This is a genomic window from Marinobacter sp. M3C (assembly GCF_023311895.1).
Lineage (GTDB): Bacteria > Pseudomonadota > Gammaproteobacteria > Pseudomonadales > Oleiphilaceae > Marinobacter.
The window spans coordinates 2,447,112-2,472,776 of the sequence record NZ_CP092284.1; the positions used below are offsets into that span (position 1 = coordinate 2,447,112).

Consider the following 25,665-nt stretch of genomic DNA (forward strand, 5'->3'; position numbering starts at 1 on the left):
TCACATCAGAATTAATTTATGGCGCCGGTACGAAGACCGTCAAACCGTCAGCCTGCAGGGTTATCAGCCGCTGATCGTAAAGTCGCTCCAGCGCATCCGGTACCAGCATGTTTTTCACAGGCCCCCAGCAGGCATCGCCGTTGGTATAGAGCAAAAGTGCGTGAGTGCACCAGCGTGCCGCCAGATTCAGATCGTGCAGGCACATGAACACGGCTTTGCCAGCACCCGCCTGATCACGCAGCAGATTCATCACCTTCACCTGATGGTGCAAATCCAGGTGGTTTGTGGGTTCGTCCAACAGCAGAACATCGGGGTTCTGGGTCATCAGGGTGGCAATAGCCACGCGCTGGCGCTCGCCACCCGACAGGGTATTGAGCAGGCGATCTGACAGATGGTCCACGTCCAGTGTGGTTAAAGCCTGCTCCGCACGACGCAGATCCTCACCCTGCTCACTGTCCCAGGGCGATAACCAGGGGTGCCGGCCAATCAAAGCGGTTTCCAGCACGGTCGCCGGAAAGCTGTCCTGGCGCTCCTGAAACACCAGGCCCAGTTGCCGGGCAATGTCGCGACGTTTCAGTGCGGTAAACGACCTGCTGTTCAGCTGCACCTGGCCACTGCGGGCGGGCAGTAATCCGGCCAATGTGTGCAATAACGTGGTTTTACCAGCGCCGTTGGGGCCCAGCACGCCCCATATCTGACCGGGCTCTATGCTCATGCTCAAAGGGAAGCCGTCAGGCCGACCAGGTACGTTGATAATCAGATCACGGGTGCTCAGCGTGCTCATCAGCGGCTCCGGTGCAGCAGGTACAGGAACGTAGGCACGCCCAGCAAAGCAGTAATCACCCCAACGGGCAGCTGTTCGGGCGCAATCATAGTGCGGGCAAGGGTATCTGCCAATACCAGCAAGGTACCGCCAGCCAGTGCGCTGGCAGGAAGGATAATGCGCTGGTCGTTGCCCAGAATCAGTCGCAGCATGTGGGGCACAATCAAACCCACAAATCCGATGCTGCCTGCGGTGGTGACCGCCGTTGCTGTCAGCAGGCTGGCCAGAACGTAAATTGTCCATTCCAAAGGTCGCACCGACACACCCAGCGCCGCGGCTTGCATGGGCCCCCGCGCCAGCACATTCAGGTTACGGGCCAGGGGCATAATCACCACCACCGACACCGCCAGCACTACAACTGCCGGCCAGGGCGAGCGGGCGTAGGACACATCGCCCATCAGCCAATACAGCATGCCGGGCAGTTTGTAGGAAGGGGTAATGGCCAGCATGAGGGTAATCACCGCGCCCCAACCGGCCGCTACTACAACGCCAGTCAGCAACAGGCGGGACGGTGTCCAGCTGCCGGTGCCGTGGGCAAGGCCAAACACCAGCACGGTTGCCAGCATGGCGCCGGCAAAGGCCGAGCCCGATATTATCAACGTGCCCATTCCCATCAGCATGGCCAGTAATGCGCCAACGGCTGCGCCGCCTGAAAGCCCAAGCACGTAAGGATCTGCCAACGGGTTGCGCAGCAACACTTGCATCAGGGCGCCTGCCACTGCCAACAACCCGCCGGTGCCAAACGCCGCAAGCGTGCGCGGCAACCGCAAATCCAGCAACAGGGTTCGGTGCAGCGTACTGCCTTCGCCCTTAATAACCTGCCACACATCCGCAGGCGAAACCGTCACGCTTCCCAGCGCCAGCGCAAAAGCCATGGATGCCAGAGCCAACAGGCCTAAGCTGACCAAAGCGCGGGTCATCGGTTCAGAACCCGGGCGTTAGGGCCTTGTCTATAATCGTTCACGGGCGTTTTCCAGTTTTTCACAGACTGTTTGTATGGCATCAAGCAACCTCGGCGTAGGCCGGGAAATAGGCGAAGCCGGCACGAAAAGCAGATTGTTTTTTTCCACCGCGGTCAGCCCCGCATATTTCTTCCATTCATCCAACTGGTCGTCGCTGACGCCATCAACGCTGCCGGTAAGAATGGCATCGGGGTCTGCCTGCAACACAACTTCCGCACTGATTCTGGGAATCAGCCGCTGCATATCGCCAAACACATTCACACCGCCACACAACTTCAGCACTTTGCCAATCAGGTGCTTGTTGTTCACGGTCATTAAAGGTTTCTCCCACACCTGGTAAAACACCGGTATGGGTTTAACGCCGGCATACTGCTGCGTTAAAGCGGCAACCCCAACGCGGAAGCGCTCAGCTTCGGCATAACCTTCCAGCTCGGTACCGGCTAGGGTGGAAAGCCGTTCAATAACGTTAGAAACCCCCGCAAAGGTGCGGGGTTCTATAGCAAAAGTGGGCACGCCCAACTCATCAAGCAGCTCGACCTGTGCTGGCGGGTTACCTGTTACCCAGGTAACCACCAGATCAGGATCAAAGGCCAATAAAGCTTCCATGTCGACACGGGTGTGGCTGCCAATCAGAGGGCGTTCAAGGGCCGCCGGGGGATAGTCGCTGTAATTGACTACGGCCATTACTTTGTCACCGGCGCCGGCCGCGAACATCAGCTCTGTGGCGCCAGGCGACAAAGTGATGACGCGCTGGGCGGGGGCTGATAAACAAAGCTCTTTTCCGGTGTCATCCACAGCGCAACGTTGCATCTCACCGGCTGATGTCGGATACGCCAAGATTGCTACTAGAAACCCAAAAGCAAACCTGAAATTCAACCAGTGAGAAACCACGTTTTTACTCCAGTCTTTATGACTTACTGAATATCATAGCGAACGGACAGCATGGCTGTGCGGCCTGCAGAGATGTACTTCACACCGTCAAAACGCTCTGCTGTTGAGTACTCTTTATCAAGCGCGTTAACCAAAGTCAGGCGGGTGCTCCAGTTTGAAGCAAAGCTCCAACCTGCGCGGATATCCAGTGTCCCAAAGCCCGCCAAACGTTCAGTGTTAGCTCCGTCGTCATAGCGATCTCCTTCGACAATCACCGATCCACCAAACTCAAAGTTATTGATGGTTTTATCCAGATCAAATCGAGCCGTTTGCTTCGCGCGGCGTGCCAACTGGTTTTTGGTGTTACGGTCTTCAGGGTCCATGAAGGTTAGTGCAACCGCTGCCCGCCAGCCGTCGTGTTCGTAGCCGCCACCTAACTCCGCTCCGCGAATTCGTGCCTCGTCGACGTTAACACGAGTATCAACGGTGCCAATCTGCCCAGAGCTAATCAGGTTATCAATATCCATTTGATAAACAGCCAGGTCCCAAAACCATACCTGGTAGTTTCCGCTAACGCCCAGTTCATAGCTGTCTGATTTCTCGGGTTCCAGGTCAGGATTGCCCTGGTAGTTAAACGATAATGGCCAGTAGAGGTCATTGAACGTAGGCGCTCTGAACGCCGTACCGTAACTCGCGCGGACACGGTGTGATTGGTCAAAACTGTAACCCAATGCCAAGCCACCCGTTTCGTTGGTGCCGTAGGCTTCGTTGTCATCGCCGCGAAGACTGAGTTGAGCATCAACCGGGCCAAAGTTCAGGCGCAACTGGCTGAATACCGCCGTATTGGTTCTACTGGTTTCTGAATAATTCTGGGAACCGCTGACCTCATCCTGCTGCAGCTCTGCACCCACAACCAGCTCATGGACATTGAACGAGAGGGTATTTTCCCATCTAGCCTGGCGCAATCGCGTGTTATAAATGCTGTCGCCAAAGTCTGTGAACGACTCAGTTTCATCCCGTGATTCGGCAAACTGAATACCCATTCGCCAACTGTCAGTCAGTGGCGTCATCAACCCAAAACCGACAGTGCGGATCAGGTAATCAATATTGCCACCTTCGTACTCGGTGTTGCCCTCAGACTGCAACAACATGATGCTGGCTTCACCGCCGTTATCGAGCGTGTGCACAACCCGGCCAAGGCCGGCGGTATTGCGAAAGCCCTTATCTTCACCGTTCTCGATAATGGCCGTGCCGTCACTCTCTTTATGCAAGCCGCTCAAGCTGAAACGCGTGTTGCCAATCGAACCAGAAGCACCTGCACTGGTTTTTTGGGTATCAAAGTTACCTGCACCAGCCTCAACCCAGCCCCGCTGTCCTTGTTCCGGGTCCAACGAGAAAGCCTGAACCACACCGCCCATAGCGTCTGCGCCATAAAGCGAACTACGCGGACCACGTACAACTTCCACGCGTTGAATAAGATCTGTCGGAACGTACTGCCAGGAGGCACCGCCGCCCGTCGCAGAGTGCAGCTTTACGCCGTCAATCAGAAGAACGGTACCGGCATTCTGTACACCGCGGGTAAAAACGCTGGTTGATTTGCCAAAGGAGCCGTTACCAACCACGTTGATCCCCGGCTGGCCGCGTAAAAGGTCAGAAAAATCAGCAGGCGCTTTCGAGCGAATCTCTTCTTCGCTGATAACAGTCACCGACGCCAAGCTCTCACCCACAGTTTTAGGGCCCAGCGTAGCAGTAACCACAATCGGATCCAGAGTCGCGCCGGTAGATTCTTGGGCAACCGCAATAGAAAGAGGACTTAATGCAAAAGGCACCAACAGACTGCTGGCAACAAACCGGAAAGCTTTCATGAAACGCACTCGTAGACACACCACGCGCACCCGCATGGTTAGTTTTTTGGTGCTGCAAAGAGGCGCAAAAGCAGGCCGCAAGTGAAGCGGGCGCCTTACAAAAGGTGGGGAAATGCCGTGAAACAGGGTCGGTGTTTACCCACCGCAACTGCCCTCCGCAGCGTTCGGTGTGTTGACAGGCCGGTCTCCGGACTTGTGAGCTGTATTGCTGAACGGCACAAGCCTTCCCATGCGTTTGCACAGTGGCACCTTTCTTAGCCGTTCACTCACTTACCGTTGCGGGGGCAGTGCCGGACTTTAACCGGCTTCCCGTTTCACTGTTGTGGCGATGATGATAACGCCAAAACAACACCTGAAAACGACGGCAAGGCTAACAACGCGTTAATCTCTGGTCAATGATTAATCACGGGAGGCGCTCGCCAACGCCTTTTCCAGACGGCGCCATTGACTCTCGTCTGACGCCAAGCCGAAGCGCACCATACCGGGCTGTTCGAATACTCTTACCAGCACGCCTTGCGCGGCGAGGCAGTCCGCCAGTGCGGTTGGGGCATCGGTGCGAACAGTATGGAACAAAGCGCTTCCGCCCATCGGGTTCAGTCCGGCTGAATGCACTATTTCTCTTAGCCTTTGAGCGCTACTCTGCAAGCGGACACAGGTATTTTGCTGCCAGTTTAAATCCAACAGCGCCTTTGCCATCACATAGCGCGCAGGACCATTCACCGCCCATGGCCCCAGCTTTTCCGTCAGCCTGTCCACAAGATTCTTATCGGCAAGCACGAAGCCGGCGCGTATCCCGGCCAAACCAAAGAACTTCCCCAGCGAGCGCAGAACAACCAAGCCCGGCCGGCCGCTCTGGCAGGCCAGGCTAAAAGCGGGCGTGGGGTCCATAAACGCTTCGTCCACCACCAGCCAGCCACCGCGTTTTTGCAAACGCTTATGCCAGCGCAACAGCGTAGAGGGAGAAATGACGGCACCCGTGGGGTTGTTAGGGTTGATCCACACCAGCACGTCAAGCTGATCCAGCCAGCGATCGTCACAACCCGAGGCGCCGCCCTTGACCTGTTCACGTCCTATTGGAACCATTTTGTGACCAGCAGAACGCCAGTGGTGCCCATGTTCTTGATAGCCGGGTACCGGAACACCTACACGGCAGGGTTTGCGTAATTTGGGCAGTGCCATAATGGCCGCTTGGCTGCCGGCAACCGGCACACAACCAGCAGCCAAGGGTGCGCCTGACCAATGACGAATAATCTCTTCCAGGCCGTCGTCGTCTTCTGGCAGGCGCTGCCACACATCTGCCGGCAACTCCGGCACCGGCCACCCCAACGGGTTGATGCCGGTCGATAAATCCAGCCACTGTTCGCGCGGAATGCCCCAGCGCTTTACCGCGTTATTCAGCCGCCCGCCGTGCTGTAGCATCACGACCCCGCCACCGCGACAACAAGGCCGGTTATGGCGAATATAACAGCCAACCAAAGCCAGGTGCCGTGGCGTACCAGTGCAATAGCCGCCTGGATACTGTTGGCACTGGCCGGGCTGGTGCCGCCAAGATACGGGCGCTGTTTTACACCTTGCGCATAGGGCGACGGGCCACCGAGTTGCACATTTAAAGCACCCGCGCCGGCCGCCATCACCGGGCCAGCATTGGGGCTGTCCCATTGGGGCGCCTGCCGGCGCCAGCAGTACCAGGCCAGCTTGCGATTGCCTAACAGCGTGTAGGTTAATGCCGTAAGCCGCGCAGGCACCCAGCCCATTACGTCGTCCAGCCGGGCAGCGGCACGGCCAAAGTATAGAAACTGCGGGTTGCGATAACCCCACATGGCGTCCAACGTATTCACAGCACGATGCACAATAACGCCAGGTATACCGCCCACCAAAAACCAGAACAGGCTGGCAAACACAGCATCGGCGCCATTTTCCAGCATGGATTCGGTGGCCGCGGCCGCCACGCCTTGCTCATCCAGCGCGCTGGCCTGGCGGCTGACAATGCGGCTGACCTGTCCCCTTGCCGCATCCAGTTCGCCTCTTTGCAGCGGCTGGGCCACGGCCAGACCATGCTCTGCCAAGCCCCGGAGGGAAAGCGCGAAGTACAATGCAGCAGCCTGGGCCAGCAGCAACCAAAAGCCCGTGAGCACAGCAGACAACCAGATCGCCAAAAACAGCAGAGGCAGCACAAGCGCACACAGGGCTAAAGCACCCAGAATAAGGCTACGCCAGGCATTTCGTGGCGCGCTGTTAAGCAGACGTTCCAAAACGCTGGCCAGATTACCAAAGCCTGCCAGTGGGTGCAGTCGGCGGGGTTCACCCAACAATTGATCAAGGATGAGGCCAAGCAGGCAAACCAAAAAAGGCGCAAGAAAGGGAGTGAAAACAGGAGCCATTACGATTTTAAGGTCATCGGCAAACCGGCGACGCTCATCATCACCGTGTCGCAGTGTTCGGCCAAGGCCTGATTCAACCAGCCCAGTTCGTCGCCAAAGCGTCGGGTGAGTGGGTCCATGCCAATAATGCCCAGCCCCACTTCGTTGCTGACAATAATCAGCTTACCCGGGTACTGGACCAGCTGTGTTAAAAACTCTTCCCGCTCCCACGCAAAAACGGTCTCGCCGGCGTGCAGCAGATTACTCACCCACAGGCTCATGCAATCCACCAGAATGCACGGCGCTTTTTGGCCTGCGCGGGCATGGAGGGCAAGCACTGAGGCCAGGGCCAAGGGCTCTTCACTTAAGCCCCAGTTAGCAGGCCTTTGGCGCTGATGGCGGTCAATACGCCTGCGCATTTCATCGTCGCCGGCGGTTGCGGTGGCGAGGTACACCACCTCGCCGTCGGTGTTGCGGGCAAGGCGTTCCGCCAATGCGGTTTTACCGGAGCGAATGCCACCAATAACAAGGGTGTGCATGTTGGTTTCAGTCCTCAGGGTGGAAAAGTAAGTGGTAGCCGGCAAGCTGGCGGGCCTTGAACTCTACCGGATCTGGACTACTCAGAGTATCATCCAGCGCCTATCGCCCTAACTATCGCCTCGGCATCGGCTTTTACATTGTTTGCCATCGCCGTGGCGCTACGCGCTTGCAGTTTACAGGTAATTATCATGTTATTTCCCGTCAGTTGGACCAACCCCCCCGCGCTTCCTTCCGCCCATTTTCTGGAGCTTGCCATACAGCGCCAGAACACGCTGACCAAGCCTGTGGGATCATTGGGCCGGCTTGAGGCCATTGCGACACAGCTGGCCAGCATGCAAAGCTCCGAGCTGCCAGTAGCTGACAAGATTCATATCAGCATTTTTGCCGGCGACCATGGTGTTTGCGCGGAGGCTATTTCTGCCTATCCGCAAGCCGTCACCGCTCAGATGATTGCCAATTTTGCCAACGGCGGCGCCGCCATCAGTGTGCTGGCAAAACTGTTAGGTGCGACGCTGGAAGTGATCAACCTGGGTACCGTTACCGACACGCCGGATCTGCCGGGTGTGATTAACGCCCGCATTGCGCCCAGCACCCGTAACTTTGTAGAGATAGACGCAATGACCAGCCAGCAGGTCACCAAGGCCATACACTTTGGTGATGAAGCTGCAGAGCGCGCTTACCGCGCTGGTTGCCATCTGTTTATTGGCGGCGAAATGGGTATTGGCAACACCACGTCTGCGGCCGCCATCGCCTGCGCACTGTTGAATAAAAACCCAATGCGCCTGGCTGGCCCGGGTACGGGCCTCGACAGCGCCGGGGTGCGGCACAAAGCCGAAGTGATTATTCGGGCACTGCAACGCCACAACGATGACCAAACCCCCATGGCGGTACTCAAGGCCGTTGGTGGCTTCGAAATTGCCGCTCTGGCCGGCGCCATTTCAGGCTGTGCTGCCCGAGGCATACCGGTACTGATAGACGGTTTTATTGTGTCGGTAGCCGCGCTGATCGCGGTGAGTGAACAGCCCGATATTCGCGCCTGGCTGTTGTTTTCTCATCGCTCTGCCGAGCCCGGCCACCAGGCTATTCTGGACGCATTAAAGGCCACACCGCTATTGGACATGGGCATGCGGCTGGGCGAGGGCAGCGGAGCAGCGTTGGCGGTTCCGTTGATACGCGCAGCCTGCGCTCTGCACAATAATATGGCCAGTTTTGACACCGCGGGCGTAGATAACGGTCAGAATGATGCACCTGAATCTGGAGCGAACAGCCGCAATGACTGACACCACCACGATTTTTGATGTAATCCGCCATGGCGAACCGGAAGGCGGGCCCATGTATCGGGGCAGTAAAGACGACCCTCTTAGCACTGCCGGGTGGCAGCAAATGCGCAATGCCATTACCAGCGCAGATCACTGGGACGTTATTGTGAGCTCACCCATGCTGCGCTGCGTTCATTTTGCGCGGGAACTGGCGGAACGCTATCAAATCCCCCTGCATCTTGATGACGACCTGCGGGAAATCAGCTTCGGCGATTGGGAAGGCCGCACTGCTGAAGAAGTCATGGCCACCGATGGCGAACGCCTGAGCCAGTTCTGGGCCAATCCGGTCACCAACACCCCTCCCTCAGGCGAACCGGTCAGCGACTTTCAGACCCGGGTAATTGCGCGTTGGTATCACTGGCAGGAACAGCTTGCGGGCAAGCGGGTGTTGATCGTTTGCCACGGCGGGATTGTGCGGATGATAGCAGCTGATGTGCTGCACATACCGCTGGAACATGCATTTTCCGGCATAAGCACACCTTACGCATGCCGCAGCCGCATCCAGGTCAACACCTCCAGCCACGGCCGATTTCAAAGCCTGATCGGGCACGGTTTAATCAGCGACTGACCATTAGGGGAAGATTCGGGCCCACCAGAATCAAACTGTTAGGGACAAAGTTCCCTATGTAGTTGCCGGCAAAGACCTTGCTCAACCCATTCAAATTCGGGCTGGATGCGTTGCTTCGTTGCGCTCATTTGGCCCCTCTTCCCGTTTTAAGCCGCTTCGCTGCGGTTACGCATCGTGATTCCAGAAAAAACTTGCACCCTCCTCCGGGTTGCTGGCAGCACGGCGCATCCATCCAAACATTTCACGCCCCAAACCGGTATGGGATGCACTCAGATCCACCGTGACCTGCGCCCGCTGATCCAGTTCCTCATCCGTGAGCGCGATGGCTAGTTTACCGGCTTCTGCATCGACACAGATGATATCCCCGTTACGGATTTTCGACAGCGGACCACCATTGGCGGCTTCCGGGTATACATGAATCGCAGCCGGCACCTTACCGGAGGCACCGGACATACGGCCATCCGTTACCAAAGCAACATGAAACCCGCGATCCTGCAACACGCCCAGATAGGGAGTTAACTTGTGCAACTCCGGCATGCCATTGGCTCTCGGCCCCTGGAATCGCACCACAACCACGCAATCCTTATCCAGCTCACCCGCGTCAAAGGCTGCCTTCAGGTCATTCTGGTGATCAAAAATAACCGCTGGAGCTTCCACCCTGTGGTGCTCTTTTTTCACCGCCGACACCTTGATCACGCCTCTGCCAAGATTGCCATCCAGCACTTTCATGCCGCCGTCGGGAGCGAAAGGTTCTGCAGCGCTGCTCAGTACGGTCGGGGCCTGGGTTTCCGCAGCAGCCGGCGACCATATCAGTTTGTCATCCTTTATAGATGGCATGCGGGTGTATTGCTCAAGCCCCCGACCGACTACCGTTTCAACATCTTCGTGGAGATATCCCTCAGACAACAACTCACGAATCAAAAATGGCGTACCGCCAGCATCATGAAAGGCGTTGATGTCTTCCTCACCATTGGGATAAATACGCGTCATCGATGGCACCACTGACGACAGCTCCGCGTAATCATTCCAGTCAATAATGATACCGGCCGCCCTTGCAATAGCGATCCAGTGAATCGTGTGATTAGTGGAACCACCGGTGACCAGCAGAGCTACAAGCGCGTTTACGATGCTCTTTTCGTCCACCATGTCCGCCAGCCCCAGCGTGCCCCCGTTTGGCTTCGACAGCTTCACGACCTGCTCGGTGGCGGCCCGCGTCAGCTCGTCCCGCAAAGGTGTGTTGGGATTGATAAACGCAGCGCCCGGCAGATGCAGCCCCATAACCTCAACCAGCAACTGGTTACTGTTCGCGGTACCGTAAAACGTGCAGGTTCCCGGGCTGTGGTAGGACTTGCTCTCTGCTTCAAGCAGCTCATCCTTGCCCACCTTGCCCTCGGCATACAACTGGCGAATGCGCTGTTTTTCCTTGTTTGGCAAGCCTGACGGCATGGGCCCCGCCGGCATCAGTATGGTCGGCAGGTAACCAAAGCTTAGCGAACCAATCAATAGCCCCGGCACGATCTTGTCACAGATGCCCAATAAAACAGTGGCATCAAACATGTTGTGGCTCAAGGCGACCGCAGTGCTCATGGCAATCACATCCCGGGAAAACAGGCTGAGTTCCATACCAGGCTGGCCCTGAGTCACCCCGTCGCACATCGCCGGCGTTCCCCCGGCAAACTGGGCAACGGAGCCCATACCGTTGGCCGCCTTACGAATCAGATCCGGAAAGCATTGGTAAGGCTGATGGGCTGACAACATATCGTTGTAGGCCGAAACAATAGCCACATTGGCCTTGTTCATTAACTTGAGAGTGTTCTTGTCACCACTGCCACAGGCAGCGAAGCCATGAGCGAGGTTGCCGCAAGACAACACACTGCGCTGAGGCGATGACTCCTTCAGGATGTTCATTCGGTTGAGATAGTCGTCTCGCGTGCTGCGGCTGCGTTCAATGATGCGCCGTGTAACCTTATTAACTGTGGCGTGCATAGATTTTCTCCAACCATTATTTGTTTCGTGAAAGCAGGGGGATCCAACAATCTGCTGCCAGCAGCGTGTGATAGCGCTGCTGGCAGAAAAATCAGGCAATATCGTTCAGACTTCCCGACACAAGGTCGGTAATAGCGCGCCAATCTCCGGCCTCGATCCGGTCTTTCGGCGTTAACCAGGTACCGCCGACCGCCACTACGTTATCCAAAGCCAGATAATCCTTCGCAGTTTCACGGCGAATGCCGCCGGTCGGACAAAAGGTCACATCCGCAAACGGTCCTGAAAATGCCTGCAATGCCTTTATGCCACCGACAATCTCCGCCGGAAAGAGCTTAAATTCCCGATACCCCATGGCGTAGCCCATCATCATTTCAGAGATGGTTGAAATGCCTGGCAGCAAGGGAGCCTGAGCATTCAGCCCATAAGCAAGAAGCTGCTCCGTTACCCCCGGGGTAATTACAAACTGTGCCCCTGCTGCTTCCGCTTCTCGGTACTGGCCAACCTGTGTAACGGTGCCAGCGCCTACCCAGACATCCGGCAACGCCTTGCGCAATTGCCGTATCGCGCCGAGACCATGTTCCGTGCGCAGTGTGACTTCAAGAATGCGTATACCACCCGCCACCAAAGCTCTGCCAAGCGGTACCGCATGGTCGGGGTGCTGGATGGTGATAACAGGCACCAACGGGCAGGCTGCAAGCATGGCTTGAATTTGATGACGATGATGCATGGATAGCTGCGACATTCTATTCTCTCAGTTTATCAGGCGACCTCGGGAAGTCGCTGATTACGCTATTTTGTAGTAATTATAGGTAAACACTGACAGCTGCAACGCGAAATACCAACTAAAAATTCTTTTTTGACATTTTTACTACCGAATATCGAATTGAAACCCAGCCCTCAGGGGCCATTGCCCGCACAATTCGGTTAGCAACTCTCACCTCGATAAAATTCTGTTCCTGCAGAGTCAGCTTTACGATTTTTTAAAAACCACGCTTTTGATCAGCGTTTCCTTGGGCGTTAGTCGTAAGTTGGCAGTTTTTTTTGACACGCCCTGGGTAAGTAGCTAGCCTTTGCTTATTGAATGTTACCGGTAACAAATCGCCGAGCTTCGATGCAGTCAATAATCACTTAGCCATTAACAACAACAAGTATTTGGAGATAACGCTATGACCGCTATTTGGCGCAGCACGCTTACCCTGCTCGGTGCGACCACCCTGACCTTTGGGATGGCCCATGCCCAGAGTCCAGAACTCTCAGATCCCCCTGAAATTAATGGCGAGCTAGTGGGCGACCACGGTTCGCATACCCTACGCATGGGTATTGGCCTTTCTGAAAGTTCGCCGCAGTTCATTTCCAGCCAATACTTTGGTGAAATTCTGAAGCAGCGCACTGACGGCCGCATTACCGTTAACGTGTTTCCTAACAGCCAGTTAGGCGACGACGTACAGATGATGGAAATGCTGCAAACGGGCACGCTGGATATGACCTATCCGTCTAGCTCAGCAACCACGGGCTACGTTGAGGAGCTTGCTGCCTTCGACTTGCCGTTTCTACTGCCTAGTCGTGAAGCCGCTGTGGCTGTCATGCGCAGCGACGTGGCCCAGGGCATGCTGGACGCATTCGAAGGCACCGGTTTAAAAGCCCTGACCTTCTCTGAAAACGGTTACCGTCAGCTTTCTAACAGCGCTCGCCCGGTGGCTAGCCCTGAGGATGTTGCAGGGCTGGATGTACGCGGATTAAGCGTCCGCACAATGGAAAACCCCGTACATCTGGCTATATGGGAAGCCTTGGGCGCTAACCCAACGCCGATGGCTTTTGGTGAGCTGTTTTCCGCTATGGAGCAGGGCGTCGTTGATGGCCAGGAAAACCCATGGAGCACCATTCTGTCCTCTAACTTCAACGAAGTTCAGGATTATGGCACTGAAACACGCCACGTCTATACACCGTTCATCATGATGCTTTCCGAGCGCACCTGGGACCGTATGGCGCCCGAGTATCAAGAACTGGTGCTGGAAGCAGCACGTCAGTCCGCTAAATACCAGATTCAGCTGTCTGCTGAGTACGATGATTGGTCGCGCGACCAGCTAATAGAGCGTGGCATGGAAATTACCAGCCTGAATGATGAGCAGCTAGCCGCCTTCCAAGACGCCGTTCAGCCGGTTTATGAAGAATGGGCTCCGCGCATTGGCGAAGACCTGATCGCCGACATTCAAAAGATTGCTGAGAAGAGCAGCAACTAAATCTTATGTTTAGCGCGCCATCGGGCAGGCCATTGCGCCTGCCCAACGTGTCAGTGCCCCTGGAGTTCCTATGTCATCCTCCTCTACGCCCCCTACTGACCCCTCGCCGGTCGAAGATCCATCGGTGTATCTGGACGACCCCAACCGCAAGCTATTGGAAATCGATACTGATACCCACCAGGGCCCGGCGCCGTTTCGCTGGCTCACCTTAGGTATGGAGTATCTAATCGGCGCTATTCTAGTCGCGTTGATTGTGTCCGTTTCCTGCAACGTGGTCGGTCGTGCGCTGTTTAATAACTCGCTGCCGTGGGCAGATGAGCTAGCGCGTATGCTGTTTATATGGCTGGTATTTATCGGCGCCGCCGCGGCGTTTTCCCGCTATGAGCACATTGCCGTCGACGCCCTGGTGCGGCGCCTGCCGCTGCGCGTGGCGCATATGCTTTATCTCCTGCAGCACCTGATTATCACCGGCCTGATGGTGGTGATGATTTGGGGTGGCTACCAAGTGCTGACGCGTTCAAGTGGACGTTCGGCGATTATGGACGTGCCGCTGAGTTTTATCAGCCTTTCGCTGGTGCTGTGCGTCATCTTTATTGCGGCGGTATCGATTTGGCGGATGTGGGTCAGCCTGAACGTTATTCGCCACACAGAGCGGGAACGTTAATCATGCTATGGATTTTTCTGACTATTTTATTGGCCTCTATTGTTATTGGGCTACCCATTGCCTTTGGTTTAGGCGTGGCGGCACTGGTGATGGCGGTACTCTCTGATATTCCGCTGTCGATCATGATCGAGCAGTCTATTCGCGGTGTTAACAGCTTTCCATTGCTGGCGATCCCGTTCTTTATTTTAATGGGTGAGGTGATGAGTCATGGCGGCATCGCTCGCCGTTTGATGGAGTTGGCTGGCGCGCTGGTCGGCTTTATGCGCGGCGGGTTGGGGCAGGTAGCCATCACCGGGTCAATGTTCTTCGGCGGCATCAGTGGTTCAGCGGTGGCTGATACGGCGGCCACCGGCGCGATGATGATTCCTTCGATGAAAGAACAGGGTTACACCGCAGCCAATGCCACAGCCATCAATACCGTGTCATCGGTGATCGGGATCATTATCCCGCCGTCAATTCCGCTCATTCTGTACGGTATTGTCACCGAAACATCCATCAGTCGCCTATTCATCGCCGGTATTATTCCAGGATTACTGATTGGCTTTGCGCTGATGGTGACCACCTATATTCTCGCCAGCAAGCAGGGCGGTGGTGTGCAAAAGTTCCGTTGGGATCGTCTCTGGAAGGCCTTTAAAGCGGCCTGGCTTGCGTTAGTGCTACCGATCATTGTGATTGGCGGTATTATCGGCGGCGTTTTTACTGCCACGGAAGCCGCCGTAGCGGCACTGCTCTATGCCCTGGCTATTTCGCTGGTGGTTTATCGTGAATTTAAGCTCAAAGAGCTGGGCGGCATGCTGATTCGCACTGCCCGTTTGACCGGCATGGTGATGATGCTGCTGGCGTTTGCGACGGTGATTGCCTGGTTTTTAACCATCAATATGGTGCCGCAAACCCTGGTCGGCCAGGTCAAGACGATCACTCAAGACCCATTCCTGCTGCTATTAATTGTTGCCTTTTTGCTGCTGTTAATTGGCTTTGTAATGGACTTAACCCCAGCGATGGTGATCATGGCGCCCATGCTGGCGCCTATTGTGACCTCAGTGGGCGTCGATGCGGCCTACTTTGGCGTACTGATGGCGTTTGTCTTAGGTATTGGGCTATTAACTCCGCCAGTGGGCACCTGCCTTTACGTAGGTTGCGGCGTGGGCAAGGTCTCTATGGAATCTCTGGTCAAAGCCATGTTGCCTTATTACGCGGCACTTCTCGTCGTGCTGGTGATCCTGATTGCCGTCCCGGACATCGTTACCTGGCTGCCTGACCTGACCGCCGTGCGCGGCAATTAATAGGAGAGCTTCTGTGAAGACCCTCTCGCATCGTGTTTTAGTGATGGGTGTGTCCGGCTCGGGTAAATCGCATATTGGCCGTCAGTTGGCGCTAAGCGTAGGGGCGACGTTTATTGACGGTGACGATCACCATTCACCCGCCAATGTGGCTAAAATGGCCAGCGGCACACCGCTCAATGACAATGACCGGAGCGAGTGGCTGGCTACGCTGGCGGCGTTATTGGCAGGCTATCAAAGGCAGGATTTATCGCTGGTGATTGCCTGTTCGGGATTGAAAAAACGTTACCGCGACCGTTTGCGCGAAGGTGACCCGGCGCTGCACATCCTCTATTTAGAGGGCCGCCGGGAGCTGCTGATGCAACGTTTGGAAACCCGTGCAGGCCACTTTTTCAAAGGCGATACCATGTTGGCCAGTCAACTGGCCGACCTGGAGCCCCCCAGTGGCAAGGAAGCTTTCAACGCCTCGATTTCTTTGTCGCCCAAGGAAATTGTTGATCAATTTTCTGCCACGTTGGCGCTATCTGGTCCCACGCCAAGCTACACGGAGACATAGGCATTGGAGTTACCCTTGTGAAGAAAAAACGCCCGACCCTGCAGGATATTGCCGACCATGTGGGGGCGACCAAAATGACGGTAAGCCGCTGCCTGCGAGACCCTGAAACGGTCTCGCAGGGTCTTCGTGATCGCATTTTCTTGATTGCTGAACAGATTGGTTATATTCCAAACCGTGCGCCTGATTTGCTCTCTAGAGCAACCAGCCATTCGATAGGAGTGCTGGTACCGTCTCTCACCAACCAGGTATTTGCCGATGTCATTGTTGGCATAGAGACGCTAACGGAGCCGGCGGGCTATCACCTGATGCTTTCTCACTACGGTTATAGCCCCGAGCTTGAAGAGCGTAGTTTGGCCTCGCTGCTCTCCTATAACGTAGACGGGGTGATTCTGTCCGATCGTGACCATACCCCGCGCAGCCTGCGCATGCTGGAAACCGCCGGTATACCGATTGTTGAAATCATGGACACCCACCGTCCTTCGCTGCAGCAGGCGGTGGGCTATGACAACGTTCAGGCCGCGTTCGATATGGTTAGCGAGATGATTCGCCGCGGGCGACGCCAGGTGATTTACCTGGCAGTGCGCCTGGATGAGCGTACCCGACAGCGCGAGCTGGGCTATCGCCGCGCCATGGAGGAGCACGGGTTAACGCCCGTCACCCTGCAAAGCACCCAGCGCTCTTCATACAGCGTGGGGGCAGCGCTGCTTCAGCAGGTCATTGCCGATTACCCAGCGGCAGATGGTGTTTTCTGCACCAACGATGACGTCGCGGTGGGGGCCTATTTCGAGTGCCAGCGCTGCGGCGTAGACGTGCCTGGGCGCATGGCACTGGCGGGCTTTCACGGCCACGATGTTGGGCAGGTTATGACACCCCGATTGGCCAGCGTAATCACTCCACGTCAGGCCATCGGCGAAGCGGCAGCGAGAGAGCTGCTAGCGCGTATTCGCGGTGAGTCGCTAACGCAGAAGGTGGTAGATTTAGGCTATCGTATTGAAGTGGGCATGACGTTATAACGCAACGATGCTGATCAATGCTCAACAGCGCTCTGGATAAGGCTTCCGTCTGCCAGAGTTTTATGGGCGGTTTGCAGCGTACTGAAAATCAATCAACTCTTTAGCCGGTATTGGTTTGCTAAAATAGTATCCCTGAGCCAAGTCACAACCCAATTCTTCCAATAAAGTAAGTTGTTCACGCATTTCCACACCCTCAGCAACAACCAACAAACCCAAGCTGTGCGCCATCGCTATAGTTGCTTTCACCAGGTTACAATCTGATTTTTTTAGCGTTATACCACTTACAAAGCTTCGATCTATCTTTAAGACATCGAATGAATATTTCCGCAAGTAACTTAATGACGAATACCCTGTCCCAAAGTCATCCATTGACAACTTAACTCCCAACTTATGGAGTTCAGCCAGCGCACCGTCAATGTAAGAATTACCAATCATCAGTACACCTTCGGTAACTTCAAACTCTAAACTTTCAGGCTTAATATTCGCGTTATTCAATGATTTCTTTATGAAATCTATCAGCTTTTTATCCCTGAACTGCCGGGGAGACAAATTTACTGCAATTGTATAATTTTTTTGATGAGCACTTTGCCAATCCCCCAAAAAATCAAGCGCTTGTTGAACAACATACTCCCCAATAGGGACGATTAGACCCGTATGCTCGGCAATTGGGATAAACTCATCTGGAGTAACATTGCCTAAAACCGGATTATGCCAACGAAGTAGGGCTTCTGCACCAATTATATTTCCATTTACTATATTAACCTTGGGTTGATAATAAACCTCGAATTCGTCACGCTCTAACGCGTAGTGCAAATACCCTTCTATTTCAAGACGGCGTAACGTAATGTCATTCATTGCTCTCGTGAAAAATGAATATGCGTTACGCCCTAACGTTTTTGCCTGATACATAGCTGTGTCAGCATTACGCAACAAATCTGACGCAGAACCGCCATTTTCAGGATAGATAGCAATGCCAATGCTGACCGTCAGACTTAATTCTCTACCATCAATTTTGAAAGGCTCCCTGAATATTCCGAGTAAATTTTCAGCAATATCAATCGCGTCATGACCGTTGGTAAGCGCTTGCGACAATACAATAAACTCGTCACCACCCAAGCGACCTACCGTGTCTGATTCCCGAACGACCAGCTTTAACCTATTAGCGGCTTCAACGAGCAACTTATCGCCTACCTCATGGCCTAATGAATCATTTACTTTTTTAAAATCATCTAAATCCAGAAAAAATACCGCCACGTTATCAGCATTTCTTTTCGCTTTTTTGAGCATTTGCCACAAACGATCAAGGGACAAAAACCGATTGGGCAGTGAGGTTAAGTTGTCAAAATACGCATGCTTACGTATCACCTCGGCGGCTTTGTGTTGCTCAGTAATATCTCGAACAATAACCACAATTTTCTTGTCCGACTGCAAATAAATAATTCTCGCTTCGAATTGAGTTAATCCATGAGGCATGCTTAACTCATATTCAAAACTTGACACGCCTCCTTGTTCGATAATTTTAACAAAATGAGATTTGAAATTTTTTACGACTTTTTCAGGCAAAAAATCTGACATACTTTTACCAAGAATATCCTTTGGTAAAACGTAGAGGTTTTTTTTATCACCGACATAATAATCAATGATCGTTCCATCTTCTTGCATCAAGAAAAACAAATCGGGAGTCGCTTCAAATACCGCCTTAAGCATATTCTCTTTAAATATCACCTGGGCTTGGGCCTGCCTAACCTCAGCCAAATCGATATCGATGCAATACATCTCTTTTTTATTATTTTCATCCTCAAATAATACATGGCTCGAAAAAACGCTTACATCCTGGCCATTTTTATTGCGCAAAATAATTTCTGAAGCCGGAATTTCCACGCCTTCGTCCACCCATCTTTTATGAGATGTCACAACAACATTACACATGCATTCTGGAATGATCAGCTCTTCTAACTTCCTGCCTAAGGCTTCTGCTTCCGTGTAGCCATACAGTAATTCGCTGCCTACATTCCAATAGACAACTCTACGTTCTTCATCGTATCCCTGAACAGAAATAGCTTTTACCGCATCAAATAATTGACGAATGGAATCTCTTGTGGCCGCATGATGAAGTAGCATATCGCTAATTTGATTACCTCTAAGTTAGACGATAAAAATCAGTGCCTACCCTCATCCTAGACCCTAACAACGAATGTTGAAACAACGGCGCGCTGAAAGATGCCGGGCTTTCGGAGTGTGGTTCTATGAAATACGCGCTTCCACTTCAAACAGGCCAAGGTAAGCGGATTTATGGCTGCTTCTGGCGCCGCCAGCGGTTTTGGCGCCATCACCCACGATCAACCGGTGCTTTCTGCTATAGTTTTGGCCGAGCACTATTCAATCCATTCTGGGGGCTGCATGCAGGCTGAACTGATCGACATTCGTAACCACCTTCTCCAGCATTCGCCGTTTAACGAGATGCCAGAGGAACTGGTTAACCGTGTTACCGAAACCATCGAGATTGTTTATGCCCGTGCCGGCACCGAGCTTTTGCGTATCAACGACCCCAGCAAGGCGCTGTATTACGTGCGCAGCGGCGCGGTAGAGATTTTTCGACGCTCGGGCGAACTGTACAACCGGATTGGTGAGGGTGAAATTTTCGGCCAGTTTGGCCTGCTAATGAACAAACACGTGCGCTTTCCGGCTACCGTACTTGAAGACAGCCTGATTTATCGTATTCCGGCAGAAACCTTCCATTATCTGTTCGAACAGGACGAGGGGTTTGCGGATTACGTGGAAATTGAAGATCGCAGTCGCCTACGCTCCGCGGTATCGCGGCGTGAAAAATCCAACCAGCTGATGACCTCGCGGGTAAGCCGACTGATTTCACGCAAGACCGTGTCTGCACCTTATACTGTGCGGCTGCAGGAAGCGGCTCGAATCATGACCGAAAACAGCGTGTCGGCGCTGCTTCTTATGGACGGGGAAGGCGACGAAGCGCGGCTGAAAGGCATTATCACCGATCGCGACTTGCGTATTCGGGCACTTACGGAAGCCCTGCCCTCAGAAACACCGATCAGCGAGATTATGACCGAAGGTCTGATCACCATACCGGCCAGCCACTACATTTTTGAGGCCATGCTGACTATGTTGCACAACAACGTGCATCATTTACCGGTGATGGACGATCACGAAGTGCGCGGCGTGATTGCGCTGTCTGACATCGTGAAATATGAGAGCCAGAGCAGCCTGTATCTGGTCAGTAATATTTACCACCAAACCAGCGTAAAAGGCCTGAAGAAAATCAGCCTGGAAGTGCGCGACAGCTTCGTGCGCATGGTGAATGAAGACGCCAACTCGCACATGATTGGCAGTGCCATGGCGGGTATTGGCCGTAGCTTCACCCAACGGCTGCTGGAACTGGGCGAGGAAAAGCTGGGACCGCCGCCCGTGCCTTACTGCTTTATGGCCCTGGGCTCTATGGCGCGGGATGAGCAGCTGGTGGTGACCGATCAAGACAACGCCATGATTCTGGACGACAGCTTTGTAGAGGAGGAACACGACGCCTATTTTCTGGAACTGGCGAAGTTTGTCAGTGACGGCCTGGCTGAGTGCGGCTACACCTACTGCACGGGTGACATCATGGCGACCAATGAGCGCTGGCGCCAACCGCTGAAGGCCTGGAAAGCCTACTTCAGCGACTGGATTGATAACCCCCAGGCCCGCGCCCTGCTTAACAGCAATATCTTTTTTGATCTTGACGGTATTTACGGGGAAACCGATTTTGCCGAGCAGCTAAAAACTCTGGTGGCGCAAAAGGCCTCAAATAGCCAACGCTTCTTGGCAATGATGGCGCGCAATGCCTTAAATCGCACGCCACCTTTGGGTTTCTTCCGTAATTTCGTGATGGAAGAAGACGGTAAGCATGGCAAGCACAGCAAGACCTTTAATCTGAAACGCCGGGGCACGGCGCCACTGTCAGACCTTATTCGCATACACGCACTGGCTTGTGGCTCCAAGGCCCAGAATTCGTTCGAGCGCCTGGAAGCCATCAGCAAAACCCGCCTGATCCTGGACGACGGCATTGGTAACCTGCGAGATGCTCTGGAGTTTATCGCCATTGTACGTATTCGCCATCAGGCGTTGGCTATTGAAGCCGGGCGCGAGCCAGACAACAACGTGCGCCCACAGGACCTTTCGCCTTTCGAGCGGAGCCACCTGAAAGACGCTTTTCAGGTGCTCAGTAATGCCCAGAAATTTCTGAAGTATCGCTACAACGCGCAGATTACCCGCAATGTCTCTTGAAGAAATGGATACACCGCCATCCCAGCCCTTTGCCAATGTGCCCTGGCCTGGCCGCTATCAGGCCCTGACAGAGGCCACTAACAATCCTTTGTTGAAAGCCTTTTACCAGGCCGGTTGCTGCGACGCGAATACGCCTTTATCACAGGTGCCCATGGTGGCGATGGATTTTGAAACCACCGGGCTAAACGCTACTGAACACTCCATCATCAGCGTAGGCTTAGTGCCATTTACTCTGGAGGGCATACAGCTCAGCGCAGCCCGCCACTGGCTGGTGAAGCCCAGGCTTGCCTTGCACCAAACTTCGGTGACGATTCACGGTATTACCCACGCGGATCTGGAGCAGGCGCCAGATCTGGTCGACATTTTGCCAGAGCTACTGGAATGCCTGGCGGGGCGCCTGCCAGTGGTGCATTACCGCGATATCGAACGACCGTTTCTGGATGTGGCTTTGCGCTACCGGTTGCAGGAGGGGATTCAGTTTCCGCTACTGGATACTATGGCCATAGAAGCGCACCTGCACCCAGACCGCCGGCCCACCTTTTGGCAAAGCTGGCGGGGCCAAAAACAGTTGTCTATTCGGCTGGCAGACAGCCGTTTACGTTATGGGTTGCCCCACTACGCCGCGCACAATGCGCTGATGGACGCCATTGCCACCGCAGAGTTGCTACAAGCACAAATCGCCCACCATTTTGGCGCGCAAACACCGGTGAGCGATCTGTGGCTTTAAGTTCAAGCTCTAAGGTCAGGCTTGAATGTGACGCCTTGCTAAAAAACTCAGTTAACGGGTTCTACCTTGTCAATAAAGTCGCGGTAGCCAGCGTCGGCCATCTGCGCCAGCGGAATGAAACGCATAGACGCTGAGTTCATGCAGTAGCGCTTGCCTGTCGGCGCGGGACCGTCATCAAACACGTGCCCTAAGTGGGAATCTGCATAGATGCTGCGAATTTCAACCCGAGTCGTGAAGAAGGCTCGATCTTCATGCTCCTTCACCATTGCCGGGTCCAGCGGGCGGGTAAAGCTGGGCCAGCCGGTGCCAGACTTGTACTGGTCACGGGAAGAATACAGCGGCTCGCCAGATACCACGTCTACATACAGCCCGGGCTCTTTGTTATCCCAGTAGGCGTTGTTAAACGGGCGCTCGGTGCCGTCTTCCTGAGTTACGTTGTATTGAACGCTGCTGAGTAATTTTTTCAGCTCGTCCTGCTGCGGCTTTACAAAAGTGTCCGGATTAAATCCTGCACTCGCACCAGACGCCTTTACAGTTTTCTGACCGACGCTTTCAGTACTGTTGGCAGCTGGCTTGAACTGGCTGAAGTCCAGCTCGTAATCTGAGCCATACACGCTTTCAATGAACTGATAACGGCCAGAATTAAAGGTATAGAACTTGTAGCGCACCGGGTTCTTTTTGTAGTAATCCTGATGGTAGTCTTCCGCCGGGTAAAAAGTGCCCGCTGGAACTATCTCGATGACCACCGGTTTGTCGTACACACCGGATTCCTGCAGGGCTTTTTTGGCCGCTTCCGCTTTCTGCTTTTCTTCCTGGCTGTGGTAGAAAATGGCCGGGCGATACTGGGTACCGCGGTCCACGAACTGGCCCTGATCATCGGTCGGGTCCATCATTCGCCACAAGCCCTGCAATAGCCCTTCATAAGTAATCTGCTGCGGGTCGTAATATACCTGTACAGCTTCGGTATAGCCGGTTCCGCCAGAAGACACCGAGCGATAGGTCGGGTTTGGGGTTTCACCGCCAGCGTAGCCAGAAACGGCCTCCACTACGCCAGGGATTTTCTCGTAACCGGCTTCCACACACCAGAAACAACCACCGGCCACAGTGGCAACGGCCAGGTTCGAGTCTGTGGGCGCATAGGGATTGCTCACGGCAATGTTCTTTTCAGCGGAGGCGAAGGCTGCGTAGAACGCCCCGCTGGCCGCTATGGCCGTTGCAACAAGAATTGCTTGTAGTCTGCGATTCATATGAAAACTCCTAAAAGTAATGTTCGATGATCATCCTAACCCTGAGGCATCACCAAAACGTTCCTATAATGTTACGAATTTATAACGGCGTGGATTGTTTTTCGTCGGCCAAAGGCAGCCAGAATAAAAATTCCGCGCCGCCAGCGGGACGATTGTGCACAGTTATGTGGCCCTGCTGCAGTTCTGCCATACGCCGCGCTATGGCCAGCCCAAGCCCGGCGTGGCCGCTGCGATTTGCGCCAGGCGCCTGATAGAACGGAGTAAAAATGTGCGCCAGGGCCTGTTCGTCAATGCCCGAACCTGAATCTGACACGTGAATACTCACACCGTTCGCGTCTGCCGCTACGCTCACCCGCACTTTAGTGCCCGCCGGTGAGTGGCTGATGGCGTTGCTGATCAGGTTGTCCAGTACCCGCTCGGTCATCGCAATATCAGCGTTTACCATGGCGGGTTCAACCGTTCCAATACTCAGGCTTACGCTATTCTGCCCGGCGCCAGGGGCGTGTTTTTGCACCACGTCGTGCGCCAGTTCGGCCACCATGAAGCATTCAGGGTTAGGCTGCTTTTCACGGGCGTCCAGGGCCGCTAGCTCGAATAGCTCATCCACCAGCTGGCCAAGGCGGCGGGTTTCCCCCAGGGCAATCGCCAAAAAACGACGGCGCTGATCCAGATCCAGGGAGTCCTGTTTCAGGCTTAGGGTTTCCAGGTAGCCCTGCACCGCTGCCAAAGGCGTGCGTAAATCGTGTGATACCTGGGCTACAAGCTGGCGCCGCTGATGGTCTTTATCTTTCAACAGTTCAAGCTGGGCGGCAATGCGCTGCGCCATTGCGTCGAAGCGCAAGCTCAGATAGTCCAGATCGTCACCCCGCTCGCCGGGCAAAAGCGACGCTTGCGGCTCCAAATCTATATTTGTTTTTGCCTCAAAGCCTTCTACCCGGGCCGTCAACCGGCTTAGTCGCCGGGTCAACAGGCGGAAAAACACCAGCCCTGCCAACAAGCCAACCGCCAGGCTCAGGGTCAGGGCGCCCGCCGCCATTTTTAGCAAGTGGTTGCTGTGCACCATGCTTTCGGCAAAATCGTACTGCTCGCCTCGCAGCACTACATAGAGGTAACCGGTCGGGTTGTCGGCGTTGGGCACTGGTGTCACTGAAAACACTTTGCGGCGATCGTGGCTACGAGGGTCGTCGCCGGGCAATGGGTACACGTCAGGGTTGGTCAGCAAGGTCTGAATCGGCTGCAACGACACTTGATTGCGCTTGATTTTGTCAGGATTGGCAGAAAACGAAACAATCCGGCCCTGCAAATCCAGCAGGTAAATTTCAATGCTCGGGTTGATGCTCATGTACAGATCGAACAAGCGCTCTAACTCGCGATGGTTAATCTGGTCACCGGTCACCAGATTACGGTCAGCAACTAATCGACTGGCCAAATCACGATTGAGCTGTTGATTTACCGCGGCACTGTATTCACGAACCGAATAAAAGCTCAGGGCGCTGAATAAGGTGCCAATCACCAGCAACAGCAGAAATAAACCCAGAGCCAACCGAGCATAGAGTGTTCGCAACAAAGGCAGAGCCATGGTCAGTCCTTGAATCTATAACCAACACCCCATACCGTTTGCACATAGCGCGGTTCGGAGGGGTCGGTTTCAATTTTGTTACGTAGGCGGTTGATGTGGGTGTTCACCGTATGCTCGTAACCCTGGTGATTGTAGCCCCACACAGAATCCAATAACTGGGCGCGGCTGAACACACGGCCACGATGGCTGGCGAAGTGCCACAGCAGATCGAATTCGCGGGCGGTCAGTTCTACCTCGGCATCCTTTACAAACACCCGCCGCCGTGACGAATCCATACGCAGGCCGTCTACCTCAATTACGCGACTTTCTGGCGTGGCTGTTGCGCGGGCCGAAAAGGCATCTCCACGACGAAACAAAGCCTTTATACGGGCGCCCAGCTCGGCCACACTAAAAGGCTTGATCAGGTAATCGTCGGCGCCCATTTCCAGCCCCAGCACGCGGTCCAGCTCGGTGCTTTTAGCGGTCAGCATCAGCACCGGCACGTAATCTGGCGCGGTGCGGATTTCACGGCACACCGCCAGGCCATCAAGGCCCGGCAACATCAAGTCCAGAACCACCAGATCGATGCCGCCTTGGCGAAAACGTGCCAAGCCGTCGTCGCCGCGGTTTGCCAGCACAGGCGTCATGCCTAGGTCGCTTACCTGCATGCTCACCAGTTCGGCGATGGCGGGGTTGTCTTCAATAATCAGTACGCTGCGTGTCATGGTGCTATGTTCTCATAACGCTAGAATCCTAAACAAAAAAACCCGGTAAGGCTTGTCACCTACCGGGTTTTACGC

22 protein-coding genes and 1 riboswitch are annotated in these 25,665 nt (G+C 54.5%); of the genes, 9 read left to right on the forward strand and 13 right to left on the reverse strand.

All coding sequences use genetic code 11. The features are described from left to right. Positions 1–16: 16 nt before the first annotated feature. From MIH18_RS11395 to cobU, 7 genes are all read right to left on the reverse strand, one after another. Positions 17–784 (reverse strand): ABC transporter ATP-binding protein, encoded by a 768-nt coding sequence (locus MIH18_RS11395; RefSeq protein ID WP_249012473.1) that lies wholly within the window; start codon positions 782–784, stop codon positions 17–19. Next, positions 784–1,743 (reverse strand): iron ABC transporter permease, encoded by a 960-nt coding sequence (locus MIH18_RS11400; protein ID WP_249012474.1) that lies wholly within the window; start codon positions 1,741–1,743, stop codon positions 784–786. The genes MIH18_RS11395 and MIH18_RS11400 overlap by 1 nt, the downstream gene beginning before the upstream one ends. Before the next feature lie 30 nt (positions 1,744–1,773). After that, positions 1,774–2,595 carry a cobalamin-binding protein gene (locus MIH18_RS11405; RefSeq protein WP_249007204.1) on the reverse strand — a complete coding sequence of 274 codons (822 nt, stop codon included), beginning with the start codon at positions 2,593–2,595 and terminating at the stop codon, positions 1,774–1,776. Positions 2,596–2,699: 104 nt separating this feature from the next. Next, a complete protein-coding gene (locus tag MIH18_RS11410; RefSeq protein WP_249007203.1) occupies positions 2,700–4,520 on the reverse strand; it encodes a TonB-dependent receptor in 1,821 nt (606 codons plus the stop codon). 160 nt (positions 4,521–4,680) lie between these two features. Further along, positions 4,681–4,891: riboswitch (cobalamin riboswitch) on the reverse strand. 28 nt (positions 4,892–4,919) lie between these two features. Continuing rightward, positions 4,920–5,939 carry a threonine-phosphate decarboxylase CobD gene (gene cobD, locus MIH18_RS11415; RefSeq protein ID WP_249007202.1) on the reverse strand — a complete coding sequence of 340 codons (1,020 nt, stop codon included), beginning with the start codon at positions 5,937–5,939 and terminating at the stop codon, positions 4,920–4,922. After that, a complete protein-coding gene (cbiB, locus tag MIH18_RS11420) occupies positions 5,939–6,901 on the reverse strand; it encodes an adenosylcobinamide-phosphate synthase CbiB (protein ID WP_249007201.1) in 963 nt (320 codons plus the stop codon). The genes cobD and cbiB overlap by 1 nt, the downstream gene beginning before the upstream one ends. Next, positions 6,901–7,419, reverse strand: coding sequence for a bifunctional adenosylcobinamide kinase/adenosylcobinamide-phosphate guanylyltransferase (gene cobU / locus MIH18_RS11425; protein WP_249007200.1), 519 nt, complete (start codon positions 7,417–7,419; stop codon positions 6,901–6,903). The genes cbiB and cobU overlap by 1 nt, the downstream gene beginning before the upstream one ends. Positions 7,420–7,608: 189 nt before the next feature. On the opposite strand from cobU, the gene cobT reads away from it, so the two are divergent. Further along, a complete protein-coding gene (gene cobT, locus MIH18_RS11430) occupies positions 7,609–8,700 on the forward strand; it encodes a nicotinate-nucleotide--dimethylbenzimidazole phosphoribosyltransferase (protein ID WP_249007199.1) in 1,092 nt (363 codons plus the stop codon). Beyond that, a complete protein-coding gene (locus tag MIH18_RS11435) occupies positions 8,693–9,307 on the forward strand; it encodes a histidine phosphatase family protein (protein ID WP_249007198.1) in 615 nt (204 codons plus the stop codon). The genes cobT and MIH18_RS11435 overlap by 8 nt, the downstream gene beginning before the upstream one ends. Positions 9,308–9,472: 165 nt before the next feature. On the opposite strand, the gene edd is transcribed toward MIH18_RS11435, so the two are convergent. Together edd and MIH18_RS11445 are read right to left on the reverse strand one after the other, a co-directional pair. After that, entirely contained in the window at positions 9,473–11,293 is a 1,821-nt protein-coding gene (edd, locus tag MIH18_RS11440; protein WP_249007197.1) for a phosphogluconate dehydratase, read from the reverse strand. Between the two features lie 91 nt (positions 11,294–11,384). Then, positions 11,385–12,035 carry a bifunctional 4-hydroxy-2-oxoglutarate aldolase/2-dehydro-3-deoxy-phosphogluconate aldolase gene (locus MIH18_RS11445; RefSeq protein ID WP_249007196.1) on the reverse strand — a complete coding sequence of 217 codons (651 nt, stop codon included), beginning with the start codon at positions 12,033–12,035 and terminating at the stop codon, positions 11,385–11,387. Between the two features lie 424 nt (positions 12,036–12,459). Here MIH18_RS11445 and MIH18_RS11450 point away from each other — a divergent pair, with 424 nt between their 5' ends. The 5 genes from MIH18_RS11450 (at position 12,460) to gntR (ending at position 17,046) form a co-directional block, all read left to right on the forward strand. Further along, the gene (locus tag MIH18_RS11450; RefSeq protein ID WP_249007195.1) at positions 12,460–13,533 is read left to right on the forward strand and encodes a TRAP transporter substrate-binding protein; all 1,074 of its coding nucleotides are present in this window, start codon (positions 12,460–12,462) and stop codon (positions 13,531–13,533) included. 70 nt (positions 13,534–13,603) lie between these two features. Then, positions 13,604–14,197, forward strand: coding sequence for a TRAP transporter small permease (locus MIH18_RS11455; protein ID WP_249007194.1), 594 nt, complete (start codon positions 13,604–13,606; stop codon positions 14,195–14,197). 2 nt (positions 14,198–14,199) lie between these two features. Continuing rightward, positions 14,200–15,480 (forward strand): TRAP transporter large permease, encoded by a 1,281-nt coding sequence (locus MIH18_RS11460; protein ID WP_249007193.1) that lies wholly within the window; start codon positions 14,200–14,202, stop codon positions 15,478–15,480. A gap of 13 nt (positions 15,481–15,493) precedes the next feature. Continuing rightward, on the forward strand, positions 15,494–16,033 hold the full coding sequence (locus MIH18_RS11465; protein ID WP_249007192.1) for a gluconokinase: 540 nt from the start codon (positions 15,494–15,496) through the stop codon (positions 16,031–16,033). 17 nt (positions 16,034–16,050) lie between these two features. Beyond that, on the forward strand, positions 16,051–17,046 hold the full coding sequence (gntR, locus tag MIH18_RS11470) for a gluconate operon transcriptional repressor GntR (RefSeq protein ID WP_249007191.1): 996 nt from the start codon (positions 16,051–16,053) through the stop codon (positions 17,044–17,046). 60 nt (positions 17,047–17,106) lie between these two features. Here gntR and MIH18_RS11475 read toward each other — a convergent pair whose 3' ends face one another. Then, entirely contained in the window at positions 17,107–19,167 is a 2,061-nt protein-coding gene (locus tag MIH18_RS11475; RefSeq protein ID WP_249007190.1) for a bifunctional diguanylate cyclase/phosphodiesterase, read from the reverse strand. A gap of 279 nt (positions 19,168–19,446) precedes the next feature. On the opposite strand from MIH18_RS11475, the gene MIH18_RS11480 reads away from it, so the two are divergent. Both MIH18_RS11480 and MIH18_RS11485 read left to right on the forward strand, forming a co-directional pair. Next, positions 19,447–21,333 carry a DUF294 nucleotidyltransferase-like domain-containing protein gene (locus MIH18_RS11480; RefSeq protein WP_249009078.1) on the forward strand — a complete coding sequence of 629 codons (1,887 nt, stop codon included), beginning with the start codon at positions 19,447–19,449 and terminating at the stop codon, positions 21,331–21,333. Further along, the gene (locus MIH18_RS11485; protein WP_249007189.1) at positions 21,323–22,060 is read left to right on the forward strand and encodes a 3'-5' exonuclease; all 738 of its coding nucleotides are present in this window, start codon (positions 21,323–21,325) and stop codon (positions 22,058–22,060) included. The genes MIH18_RS11480 and MIH18_RS11485 overlap by 11 nt, the downstream gene beginning before the upstream one ends. A gap of 47 nt (positions 22,061–22,107) precedes the next feature. Here the strand turns inward: MIH18_RS11485 and msrA are convergent, their stop codons facing one another. The 3 genes from msrA to MIH18_RS11500 form a co-directional block, all read right to left on the reverse strand. Then, positions 22,108–23,307 carry a peptide-methionine (S)-S-oxide reductase MsrA gene (gene msrA / locus MIH18_RS11490; protein WP_249007188.1) on the reverse strand — a complete coding sequence of 400 codons (1,200 nt, stop codon included), beginning with the start codon at positions 23,305–23,307 and terminating at the stop codon, positions 22,108–22,110. A gap of 79 nt (positions 23,308–23,386) precedes the next feature. Next, the gene (locus MIH18_RS11495) at positions 23,387–24,886 is read right to left on the reverse strand and encodes an ATP-binding protein (RefSeq protein ID WP_249007187.1); all 1,500 of its coding nucleotides are present in this window, start codon (positions 24,884–24,886) and stop codon (positions 23,387–23,389) included. A 2-nt stretch (positions 24,887–24,888) separates the two neighbouring features. Further along, positions 24,889–25,590: a response regulator transcription factor gene (locus tag MIH18_RS11500; RefSeq protein ID WP_249007186.1), complete on the reverse strand. Its 702-nt coding sequence runs from the start codon at positions 25,588–25,590 to the stop codon at positions 24,889–24,891. Positions 25,591–25,665: the final 75 nt, after the last annotated feature.